Below are 11,177 nucleotides of genomic sequence, written 5' to 3' on the forward strand. Positions count from 1 at the left end.
TTATTCTGAGCGACGACGCCGGACAATTCAATAWCGGCCGGCACGCGTTGTGCTGGGTCCACGCGGAACGGCTGGTGCATAAACTGGACACGTTCAACGACCAGCATCGCGCCGCTCAAACGCGGGTTCGTGGCCTGATCTGGGATTTTTACGCGGACCTCAAAGCGTACCAGCAAAAACCGGGCAAGCGGCAGGCTCGGGCGTTACGGACCCGCTTCGACCGTATCTTCCTCTGCCGCACCGGCTTCGTGACGCTGGACCGTCTGCTGGCGCGGCTGCACGCCAACAAGGCCGAACTACTGATGGTGCTGGAACGGCCGGAAATCCCGCTCCACACCAATGGTTCGGAAAACGACATCCGCGGTCACGTCACGCGGCGGAAGATCAGCGCCGGAACCCGGAGTGAGACCGGCCGGGATTGCCGCGACGCGTTCCTGAGCCTCGCCAAGACCTGTGACAAACTTGGCATCGCGATCTGGGATTATCTGGGTAGCAGGTTCAAGGTGGTGGGGGCCGCGATCATCGCGCCGCTCGACTTCTACGTCAGAGCCCGCCTCCGCCCCACCTAACCAGTATCCGCGACAATTTCTTCGTTCCCGCCACCTGCTCGATCGTTGGCCTGCTGACCAAGTCGAACTCGGGTTACCCACCCTTTTGCCCCTCTTACGGTTCTGCGGTGGGGTCCCACTTCGGCGCCGATTCACACTCTGGTGGTGACGTTGGACGACGCCGATGGCCGGCAGGTGCGTTTCAGTGCCGAGCGCTATGCCGCGGTCGATCACGGCTATGCGGTGACGCTGCACAAGGCGCAGGGGGTGACGGTCGACCGGGCGTTCGTGCTGGCGACGCCGGGGATGGACCGGCATCTCGCCTATGTCGGGATGACCCGGCACCGCGATGACGTGCGGCTCTATTACGGCCGGGACGATTTCGAGGAGAAGTCCGAGCTGTATCGGACCCTGGGCCGCAAGCGGCAGGCGACGACGACGTTGGACTTTGCCGAGCGGCGCGGGATCGAGACGCGACGCAGCTGGTTCGAGGCGGCGCGGGATGCGCTGGGCAATCTGGGCCGGCGGCTGGAGAGCGCGCTCGAGTTTACCCGACTGAAAGAGCGGGTGGATCGGGTCACCGAAGCGGCGCTGCAAGCCGGGCGCGACGCCGATGCGTCGGGATCGACGACCGATCGTCCCGGCGCCGAGCTGTTTGCTCGTCAGCGGCAGCGCGAGGCGGAGCGTAAGCGGCAGCTACGGCCTTCGTTGCTGCGCGAGCGGTCATTGGCGAAACGGTCCACCGAGGCGCAGCGACGGCTGCAGGAACAGCGCAAGCTGGCGGAGAAGGTTGCCGCGCGCGGTGGCGCATCGGTGCCGACGCGGAAGGATTACCGATCTCTGACCGAGAAGGTGATGGCTCGCCGGGTGGAGGTTGGCACCGCGCCGGCGTCGCAACCCCGACCTGGCCGGATCGTGTTGCAGAAGCGGCCAATGCCGGCCGAGGACCGCTCGCTTACGGACGAGGTCGCGGGGAAGCGGCAGGAGCATCGCGGACCGCCGGTACTCGGGGATCTGGCCGAGCGGCGCTATCTCGCCGTGCCGTTTGCCGAGAAGGACCAGGCGAAGGCGCTGGGGGCGCGGTGGGACAAGGACGCCGGCGCCTGGTGGATCGGCGTCCGGGAGGACACCGCGCCGTTCCGGCAATGGCTGGATCCGAACCGGTTACAGACGGAGCAGGATCCGAAGCTGCGGCTGCAGATCAGCGAGGCGCAGGTGAAGGCGGCCACCGCCCAGCTCGGGGATTTCGAGGGAAGGCACGGCCGGGAAGCCGATGCGTATGAGGCGGCTTTCCGCCGATGCCAGGAGCAGATGACCAAGCGGGCCTATACCCTTGCAAGGCGGATTGACCAGCAGCGGGTCAAGGAACGCGATCGGTTCCAAGAGCAATGGCCGAAGCCAACGCCGCCAACAGGGATCAAGGCGTTGAAGCCTGGCGCGACGGCACGATACGAGGGCCAGGTCGCAAACTGGGAGGCGGCAGAAAAGGCGCGGAACGAGCGCATCGGCACGCTCTATCGGCGCGAGAAGCTGGTCGAGAAACTCCGCTCGGCTGTCTATTCAGGAGGGGCATTGGTTGTGGCCAGGGTTGCCCGGGAGCACCCAGAGCTCGCCGATCGCGGCGCGACGCTCAAGGCCGAGCGGATCAAGCTCGACAATGCGAAACGCAATGCCACCTTCGCGCTCCGCAACGAGCGGGACCGGCAACAGGAGCGGCAGCGCGACCGGAGCCGGGATCAGGATCTGGAGATGTGACCGAACGGTGCGGCCTAGGTGCACAGGAGAGAGAACGCCACCACGCCGTTGCTAATTGCCGCGAAGGTGAAGGCGGCGGCAGACCAACCGATACCATGCTCCACCCCGATGAGCAGCGCCGCGCAGGCGTAGGCACAGGCGGCGAAGACAAAGCCTGTGGCGGCCAGCTTATTCGTGGTCATGGGATCGCGCCCCTGCCGTCGCGATCGAGGCTTTCAGTTTGTCGTGTTCCCGGACCATGGCATCGAACAGATAGGCGGGGATCTCATAGGTGCTGATGGATCGCCGGTTTGTTTCGATATCGTGATCGATCGGCGAATGCCAGGCGACCGAGATTCCGGAACTCTTCATCGTCGTTTCCTTGCGGCGAGCTTGAAGGCGAAGGCGCCGATTACAGACGGGTCGCGGCGAATTCCGCCTTGGTGGGATTAGGTCCGTGTCCTCAATCGCGGTGACGATTTATGTCTTGATATTCTTGCCCTAATAATAAACTTCCGGTGCGGGGTGCTTGGAGTGCGACGGTTTCTCCGGGAACACAAGGTTCACGGCCGCCTGACAAATCCGTGTTCTGACCTCATCCCGTACTTCACTGGATCGTCTATTTCCGGCGCCGCAGCCGTTCGATGAGTTCACGCAACGGGCCTGTGGGGAGGCGGACAAGCGGATCTTGGCCGAGGGTTTCCAAAGCCGCAGCGAGTTGTGGGGCTGGATATGTGCCGTGCTGAGCAATGTGATCTGCGACCCATAGCAGCCCATGCACCTCAATGCCCCGATCTGCGGCAACTTTCCGCAGCCAAGCGTCGCCCGTCATTAGAATGCCGCTGCGAATCTCGGCGACGCGCAGTGCAAAGCAATCGTTCAGGCTAAGGTTTGCCCGGTAGGTCCGATAGTATGTGAAGGCCTCGTATGTATCTTGGCCTTCAAGTTCGCCAATGCGGAACCCGAGCCGTGGAAGGTCGGCCGCTGTATAGGACCGGAGATCGAGTAGCTCCTCGGTCAGAATGACGTCCGGTATCACGAACTCGAACGGCAGTGCCAGCGTTGCCTCGATTAGGCGCGCCTTGGCTAGATCCATCAGAACGGACGAGTCACTGACGATTATCTTCGAACGCGTCACCACCGCGCATCTCCTGAGCGATGGTAGCTGCCGGTTCTTGCAGCAACTCAGACGCTTTTGAAAGGGAAATCATTTGCTCGGCCAAGGCCCGATAGCACAAGCGGCGGAATCTGCGCGGGGTCTCCGTCATTATCCTGCCGTCGTGATGTCTTTTGTCGAGGGCCTCCGGCTCGTGCTTGCGCCAGTGGCGCGCGGTTGTCTGGAAAATCGTTGATAGATGTTCCGAGGATATGATCTCCAAGTCCCGGAAGCGCATGAGCAGTGCGGTCGCGGCTACACCGTACAGGTGCTTGGTTTCGATGAGCTCGGAATAGCCGAAGCCATGTCGATGCTGCCCAACCTGCGCTTTGAGGTGATCGGCTGGCATCAACATCGCGCTGGCGAATCGGTGCGCCGATTTTTCCTCATCTACCTTTTCAACCAGCATTAGGCGGTGCCCGAGTTCGTGTAACAGCGTGAATCGACGGCGTTCCAGATTATGGTTCTCATTCACGACGATCACTGGAACCGGGGCGCCACCTGCACGCTCGACAATGCAAGTGAGCCCCGAAACAGAATCCGGGAGGCGAAGAAGCATGACCTTGATGCCATGTTCTTCGAGTAATTCGGTCACATCCGGAATAGGATCGTGCCCGAGCTTCCATTTCTCTCGCGTTGCGTTGGCAACTCGTTCAGCGTCCGAAAAGGCGCTTACCGTCTGTGGTTTGAAGGGGGCCTTCCAAGCAGCACTCTCTAACCCGAGGACTTCCTCAATGAGAAGATAGCGCTCGACGTGTTCAAGAACGAGCGCCTCGACGTGCGCCCGCTCCTGTGCGCTCGTGCCCGACTTCTTCCGGAATTCCAGAGCCCCAAGCCGCACTTCCAGCGGTGCCGCAAGGAATTCAAGCGACACGTCGAGTGCCTTCGCCAAGGCGATAAGCACACTTGAACTCGGCATCATCTCGCCGCGTTCATACTTGCCAATTGCCACGTGGGTGATCTGCCCCCCGAGTCGCATCGCCAAGTCGCGCAACGAGAGGCCGGATTTACGGCGCGCGATGCGCAGCCTTTCTCCGATCATCTTGACCTTCCGTGGTTTACGGACTATAAGATATATGAAATTTGTAAACCGTTTCCTAAAGAGGGTCAAGGAAACTGATTCTGAACGAAAAACGGCGGATCGGTTGGCCCCGATCCGCCGTTTGCTACCCAGCCGGACTTGCTCGGACGGCTGGACAGACCGGGAGACGTGCCCCCGCGCAGGCAACGTATCGTGGCACAACTTCCCGAGTCTGGGAATCCCCGGGCAAACGACACGACCAAGGAGCGCCACGATGGCATCCGACGATAAGACCGTCACGATTTTGGTGGACGGCACCCCGCATGAGGTGCCGAAGAAGGAATTCATCTCATACGTTGAGGTGGTCACGCTGGCCTACTCCGACTATCCCCAGCATCCGGAGATCACCTACTCGGTCACTTACACGCGTGGGCACAACGAGAAACCTGAAGGGATCTTGACTCCTGGAAGCAGCGTGAAAGTCAAGGAAGGGATGTCGTTCGTTGTTAACAGAACTGGCCAGTCATAACGACGATATCCGGAGACTACTGGATATTGGCTACGCTCTCGGAGTCGATGAGGGCTATCTGGTTGTCCGCGATGTTCCTTACCTCGACAGCTCAGGAGCGCTCCAGACCGGCGCGATCGTTGCTAAGCTGATTTACGTAGATAAGGTTCGCGTCCAGCAAGATAATCATCAAGTCTGGTTTGCTGGAAGCATGCCTCATGGGCTGGACGGGAAACCGATACCCAATCTAGGGGCCGCATCGGCTTCTCTACCGCTAAAGGAAAGCGACCTAGTCGTTCAGTATAGATTTTCTAATAAGCCTTTGGGGAGTGTGGGATTCTCGGATTTTTTTGAGAAGATCAAGAATTACACACAAATTCTATCTGGTCCTGCAATTGAGCGCCACGGGGCTACCCCGTACACGTTTCGAATGTATCAGGAACGCACGAGTGATTCCGTATTCAAGTTCCAGGATACGCTGACTAGCCGAGCCGAAATCGGCGATCTCGCCGAATTGTTCAAGAACGAGGTGATTGCGATCATAGGGCTTGGCGGTACTGGCTCGTATATTTTGGACTTTCTCGTAAAGACACCTGTGAAGGAGATCAGAGGGTTTGATGGCGACCCCTACCATGTACACAATGCTTTCCGGTCGCCCGGCCGCCTCGAAGAAGACGAACTCGGTAAAACCAAAGCGGAAGTGTATGAACGGCGTTATGATGACTTTCGCCACGGGCTTATGCTGTGCCCAAAATACATCGATGCCAGCTCTAGAGATGATCTAGACGGGGTAACTTTCGCCTTTGTGTGCGTGGACAAGGGGTCGGCCAGATCCAGAATCTTCGATTTGCTTATGGAGCTGCGCATTCCGTTCATCGACGTTGGGATGGGCCTTAAGCGTAAACAGGGCATGCTATCTGGCATGCTCAGGGTGACCTATTATGGGGGTCACGACGCCGCGACGATGCGTAGCATGCAGCTGGCCGAGATGGTTGATGATCCAGACGATATCTATAAAACAAACATCCAAATTTCAGAGCTAAATGCCCTGAACGCCTGCCTTGCGGTCATACGGTACAAGCAGATCCGTGGCTTTTATGGTGATGAGAACGCATCCTATCATATGCTGATGGAGGTGGAGTCTCTCCGTACTCTCACTGAGAAAATGTCGTGAGCGAACTGGCTCTTAACCGAGTAAAATATCTGCCGCGAGAACTCTTGCCTGGCGTTCTCTACGTGTCGGAAGAGTACGCTGTGGCAGGTCACCTCTGCGCGTGCGGCTGTGGGAACAAGGTGATCACCCCGCTTGGTCCCGCAGAATGGGCATTTTCTGAGGTCTGTGGGCGCCCAACGCTAAGACCATCTATTGGCAATTGGCAACTGCCATGTCGGTCTCATTACGTTATCGCCGATGGTTGCGTTCAATGGGCTGGTCAGTGGTCGGACGCCCAGGTTTTGGCGGGCCGTCGCGCTGAGGAGCGCCGGCGGCAATCCCATTATGCGGCGCTGAATCGCAAGCGTGGCCTCTGGAACCGAATTTGGACCTGGCTTCGCCGAATCTTCGGCCGCTAGACAGCATACCCTGGTCTCTAGGTCCGCCATTGGGCCAGCTTGAGTAAAAGCGGTTATATTTTTAGGAAGGTGGCAAAATAGTCATGTGGTTGGAAGGGAGATCGGGAAATATTATTGGCGGATTATCTATTGTATTTTTGATTTATTTGGAATTTAGCGCGGCGGTATCGGCAAATCTTCTGAACCCATCAGATGTTGCTGTATTCAGGTGGAAACTATTGATTATGGCGGTTGGTTTTGGGGTAGGATTGTCGATTGGTCTATTGAAAGCAGTTTCAATTACGTTTGGAGGAGCGTTTTACGCTGCAATTGCTGCCGTTTTGGCTTTTATAGGCATGACGGCTATACATTGGGCTAATACAGGAAATTTTTATTTATATCGACAATTGTACTGGACGACAATTGTATTCTCTATTCCGGTTGCTTCTTTATTGTGGTTTTGGCGCGAATTTAAGAAAGATATGAAGAAATCTGGCGCTATAGCTGTAGTTATAAAATCGAATCCATTTATGATCATCTTACAGGCGTCTTTGTCATTCATCTCTGCAATTTTGGTTCTATGGATAAAATCGAAATTGCCGATTATAGAATTTATCCAGAAGATATTTGGAAATTAGATTGTGATTAGATCGTCGGCGTCTCATGGCTATCGGTGGTGGTCTGCCCCTATCGAGTGGTCCACCATCGGACGCCTCGTCGACCTCATCACGCCCGCAGAATGCGTCAACATGTTCGCTGCAGCAGGATACGATCCAGACTGGGTAATGTAGCAGGAGAGCCCCTCCTGGTCAGAGCTTGGCCGAACAATAGGGTATACCCCAACAATACGCCGCGATGAGACGCTTTCTGCGTCTCAATAGGGTTGTTTTCGGGTTCTGATACGCCACTCTGGCGTGGTTTAGAAGCAAACGAGACAACCATGGCGCTTTACGGCTACGCTCAGGTCTGCACGATGGACCAGGCTCCCTCCATCAGCGGGCGCTCCGTGATGCCGGCTGCCGCGACGGACGGAGCGAGCTTGCCGTCCTGATGGATTTCCTGAACGAGGGCGACACGCTTGTGGTCATTCGTATTGACCGCTTGGCTCGGTTGCTGAGGGATCGGCAGGATTTCGTTCACGAGCTGAAGGCGCACGGGATCGCGCTGCGCGCGACGGAGCAACCGGTCGAAACCACCACGCGGGCAAGGCGTTCCTCGACATGCTGGGGGTATTCGCCGATTTCGAGACCAACCTGCGACGCGAGCGGCAGCTCAAGGGTATCGCTGCCGCGAAGACTCGTAGAGTCTACAAGGGCCGGAAGCCGAGAATCGACGCGGCTGAGGTCAAGCGTCTTCGCGATGAGGAGGGGGCGACGGCGATCGGCCGCTTCGGGATCGGCCGTGCCTCAGTGTATCAAGTCTTGGCGAGGACCAGGCGTTGACCCCCTGACGGCGGTAGGCGCCCCCAAGACAGTTCGTCACGAGATGATAGGTACTCAAACATGGGCCTTGCCAGAAGCGGGGCTCCGCACTAAAATTCTGTGCGGGTGATCACGCACCCGCACGTCATCGTCCGTACGTGCAAATCCGTGATTTTGATCGTGGCGTGCCTACCGTATGTCTTTCCCGGTTAACCGACGCAACGGACGGCGTCGCAGCGTGAGAGACATGCCATGATTAAGCAGTCTGAACCCACGACCGCGTTCCTCCCGCTTCAGCCAGGTCGCCGTTTCGTGCCGATCCGCGGCTTTTCCCCGGACGAGATTAAGGGTGCAGCCAAGATCTCCCGCACCAGTCAACATTCGGATGGCGATCTAAATATCGGGCACAACAAGGCGATCAATCAGATCCTGAAGGCGCTTGGTTTCGTCGGTGACATAGCGGCCTTCAAGGTGGAATATGAAAGCAGGTTGAACCCGTTCATTGAGCGGTCCGGGCTGGTTCAGCGGTCTGGGGCGATGTTCGAACCAGCCAGCGAAAACTTCTTCCGCCTGAATCGGAGCCAGGTGGCCGGTCGCATCTTCGCCAGCGACCGCACAATCCCTCGCCGGGTCTTTGCTGGTGCCGAGGTCGAGGTGTGGGAGTTTCTGGAGGCGGCCAGAAGTCTAAGCGATGTGAAAATCGGCTGCCGCCATCAAGGCCACTTCGGGTCACTTTGGAACCAGCCTTTCGAACAAAGGGTAGCTGCGGCCATCGATCCGCAGCATCCCCCGTTTAGCTATTTCATCCAAACGCCTGCTACGAGTCTTGAAGTGTGCGAAATCTCTGAGTTTTTCAATTTGATCGGCGGACAACTCATGGATTTCGGATCGGATGGAGACGCCGAAATCTCCGTGGCGACTATCTACAATCAGGGTCGCCCACTTACGCCCGCGGAAGAACAGGATCACCGCGCCAAAGGGGATCTGCTTCGGCGGATCGTAAGGCAGATCGATGCCGGGTGGATCGATATTCTACCCTACAATGATCGGCTGGCTTTCCTGAGAGGGCCGGCAGGTCTCTATGATTTCGTGTTCGCCCACCAGCGTGAGGAGGAGTTTATTAGGCGACCTTATGCCAGCGCCATGCCGCAGGATCGCGATGTGGAGAGGACTGCAGACGAAAATTTCAAGGAGTGGCTCTATTTCTCCTATCAGGGATGGGAAGAGCATGATCGCCGCCGTGCCGTCATGGAGTTCTATCGGGCGGGCGGAACTCGTGCCGAGTATCGATCCCAAGCGGTGCTCCGAAGCTATCTGGCGAAGGCTGGCACCTATCAGGACGTTCTTCGCCAACCGTCGCCGGCCAGCCGCATTGTGAATGGAATTCCCATCGCGCCCGCAGCGAGGCCGACCAGACTTATAGAAAGCCGCGAGTTTCACTACTTCTTGCGCAGGAATCGTTCATATGCCGCACGGCGGCTAGAGGTGAGCGACGCTCTTTCAGACGCCGATACGGATCCCGATAGCCGTTTGCCAGCGGCCGTGACTTGGTTCGATGCGATCGCGTATGTTGACTGGGCGCGGAAGGAAACTGGCAGAAATGTCCAGCTTCTCACGGAGGCTGAGTACCTTGAGGCGGCCGGGGATCTCATCCCAGAGGATATCAGTGATGCCGATATTCGTAATGCCTTATCCGAGCCGCTGTATGACTTCGTCGGGCCAGATGGGAGCGTCCGCGCCGAGAAGCCCCCCTACATGCCTCAGGACGAGTTCGCCAAATGGCGCCTCGAGTACAAGCCGAGCGTGGAAAGTCACTTCGCAACGTCCATGCATGGCCTGCATGTCCTTCAATCCTTCTGGTTCGGCGAATGGCTTGAACCGGAAGGCGCCGCGATCAACAGTCTTTTCTTCTGCTCTCAGTATGATGTTACGTTAGCAGGAAGAATCAGGGTGTCGGCAGGTACCGCCCCCTTTGCGCCGAACAGCACTGGAAAATACAAAGGTATGAAGATCGGTTTCCGGATCGTCTATCGGGATTGAGTCGGAAAAGTACATGAAGCGACGGGGCCGGCGATCGCCGGCCCCCAGCTCTTGGGGAGTGCGACTATGCGCAGGTCGCGCATCCAGAACGATAATCGAGATTGTGGTTTCCGCCGATGCCGTCCTGGCCTGTTACCCTATTATTAATAGTGTAACAGGCGCGGCCCCAGCCCCGGCCTGGCCGGTGCCCGGATCCAGACGCCCGAAGTGCTGCGATACGCCAGTCCCGGCCATAAGCCGATCGGCAAACCTGAGCTGATCATCACGGAAGATGGCACGAGCCCCCTGCCCTTCCCCGCAGTGGGTTGTGAATCGGCGTCGAAGTGGGACCCCACCCTGGGATCCGTAAGAGGGGCAAAAATGTGGGTGACCGTACATTTTTTCCTTGCACCGATTCGGCGCAGGGGAGTCTTTGGGTCATGTGCCTCCGTCCGTCACCCTTTCCGCGCTGAGCCGTGCAGAGCTTGAAGCTCTGCTGGTCGAACTGTTCGGTGAGATCGCCAGCCTGAAGGTGATCGTTGCTGAATTGCGCGAAGAGAATGCGCGACTGAAGGGTCTGAAGGGTCGCCCGCATATCAAACCGAGTGGCATGGAAAAAGGAACAGCGCCGCCGAAGCCCCAGAAGCAGGAGAAGCGTCCCGTTCGGGGCAAGGTCTCACCCCGGGTCAAAGTCGAAGAAAAGGTGATCGGGATTGAGGTCCCGCCAGGAGCTGTTTTCAAAGGTCATGAACCTTTTCTGGTCCAGGACCTCGTGATTTCGGCGACGGCGACCCGTTACCTGCGAGAGCGCTGGATAACGCCGGATGGCCGGACGATCCTGGCACCATTGCCTCAAGGAACCGCAGGCCATTTCGGTCCGGAACTACGCCGCTTCGTGCTGGTGCAATATCATCAGGGTCAATCGACGATGCCGCGGTTGCTCGCCTTGTTGCGATCGCTGGGGATTTCGATCTCGAAGCGGCAGTTGGTTCGCCTGTTGAACGAGAACCATGAGGCGTTCATCGCTGAAGCTCAGGATGTTCTGCGTGCGGGACTGGAAACATCTTCCTGGGTCAGTGTGGACGACACCGGTGCACGGCATGCCGCAAAGAACGGGTTTTGCACGCAGATCGGCAATGAGTGGTTCACCTGGTTCCGCACGCGGTCCTCGAAGAACCGGATGAACTTTCTTGATCTGCTCCGTGCCGGGCATACCGAT

The 11,177-nt window shown here is 58.0% G+C and carries 12 protein-coding genes and 1 pseudogene; 9 read left to right on the plus strand and 4 right to left on the minus strand.

The window, feature by feature from the left end; translation table 11 throughout:
* Positions 1 to 569: transposase (locus RT91_RS01880; protein ID WP_035185397.1), on the plus strand; the 569-nt coding region annotated here is incomplete at its 5' end.
* Positions 570 to 719: 150 nt separating this feature from the next.
* The gene (locus RT91_RS21230) at positions 720 to 2,303 is read left to right on the plus strand and encodes a DUF5710 domain-containing protein (protein WP_035185399.1); all 1,584 of its coding nucleotides are present in this window, start codon (positions 720 to 722) and stop codon (positions 2,301 to 2,303) included.
* Positions 2,304 to 2,317: 14 nt separating this feature from the next.
* On the opposite strand, the gene RT91_RS21910 is transcribed toward RT91_RS21230, so the two are convergent.
* The 4 genes from RT91_RS21910 to RT91_RS01900 form a co-directional block, all read right to left on the minus strand.
* Positions 2,318 to 2,485, minus strand: a complete 168-nt coding sequence (locus RT91_RS21910) for a hypothetical protein (protein ID WP_160321835.1) — start codon at positions 2,483 to 2,485, stop codon at positions 2,318 to 2,320.
* A complete protein-coding gene (locus RT91_RS01890) occupies positions 2,472 to 2,654 on the minus strand; it encodes a hypothetical protein (RefSeq protein WP_035185402.1) in 183 nt (60 codons plus the stop codon). The genes RT91_RS21910 and RT91_RS01890 overlap by 14 nt, the downstream gene beginning before the upstream one ends.
* Before the next feature lie 247 nt (positions 2,655 to 2,901).
* On the minus strand, positions 2,902 to 3,420 hold the full coding sequence (locus RT91_RS01895; RefSeq protein ID WP_152982767.1) for a hypothetical protein: 519 nt from the start codon (positions 3,418 to 3,420) through the stop codon (positions 2,902 to 2,904).
* Positions 3,392 to 4,480, minus strand: a complete 1,089-nt coding sequence (locus RT91_RS01900) for a helix-turn-helix domain-containing protein (protein WP_035185404.1) — start codon at positions 4,478 to 4,480, stop codon at positions 3,392 to 3,394. The genes RT91_RS01895 and RT91_RS01900 overlap by 29 nt, the downstream gene beginning before the upstream one ends.
* A 253-nt stretch (positions 4,481 to 4,733) precedes the next feature.
* On the opposite strand from RT91_RS01900, the gene RT91_RS01905 reads away from it, so the two are divergent.
* The 7 genes and pseudogenes from RT91_RS01905 to RT91_RS21240 form a co-directional block, all read left to right on the plus strand.
* Positions 4,734 to 4,988 (plus strand): multiubiquitin domain-containing protein, encoded by a 255-nt coding sequence (locus RT91_RS01905; RefSeq protein WP_035185406.1) that lies wholly within the window; start codon positions 4,734 to 4,736, stop codon positions 4,986 to 4,988.
* Positions 4,963 to 6,141 carry a ThiF family adenylyltransferase gene (locus RT91_RS01910; RefSeq protein ID WP_035185408.1) on the plus strand — a complete coding sequence of 393 codons (1,179 nt, stop codon included), beginning with the start codon at positions 4,963 to 4,965 and terminating at the stop codon, positions 6,139 to 6,141. Before RT91_RS01905 ends, RT91_RS01910 begins: the two co-directional genes overlap by 26 nt.
* 80 nt (positions 6,142 to 6,221) lie before the next feature.
* Positions 6,222 to 6,539: a DUF6527 family protein gene (locus RT91_RS22970; RefSeq protein WP_408735329.1), complete on the plus strand. Its 318-nt coding sequence runs from the start codon at positions 6,222 to 6,224 to the stop codon at positions 6,537 to 6,539.
* A gap of 83 nt (positions 6,540 to 6,622) precedes the next feature.
* On the plus strand, positions 6,623 to 7,156 hold the full coding sequence (locus RT91_RS21235; RefSeq protein ID WP_152982768.1) for a hypothetical protein: 534 nt from the start codon (positions 6,623 to 6,625) through the stop codon (positions 7,154 to 7,156).
* A gap of 302 nt (positions 7,157 to 7,458) precedes the next feature.
* Positions 7,459 to 7,960: pseudogene (locus tag RT91_RS01915) on the plus strand (recombinase family protein).
* Between the two features lie 231 nt (positions 7,961 to 8,191).
* The gene (locus RT91_RS01920) at positions 8,192 to 9,979 is read left to right on the plus strand and encodes an SUMF1/EgtB/PvdO family nonheme iron enzyme (protein WP_035185410.1); all 1,788 of its coding nucleotides are present in this window, start codon (positions 8,192 to 8,194) and stop codon (positions 9,977 to 9,979) included.
* A 421-nt stretch (positions 9,980 to 10,400) separates the two neighbouring features.
* Positions 10,401 to 11,177: transposase (locus RT91_RS21240; RefSeq protein WP_035185413.1), on the plus strand; the 777-nt coding region annotated here is incomplete at its 3' end.

This window comes from Acidiphilium sp. JA12-A1 (assembly GCF_000724705.2).
GTDB lineage: Bacteria > Pseudomonadota > Alphaproteobacteria > Acetobacterales > Acetobacteraceae > Acidiphilium > Acidiphilium multivorum.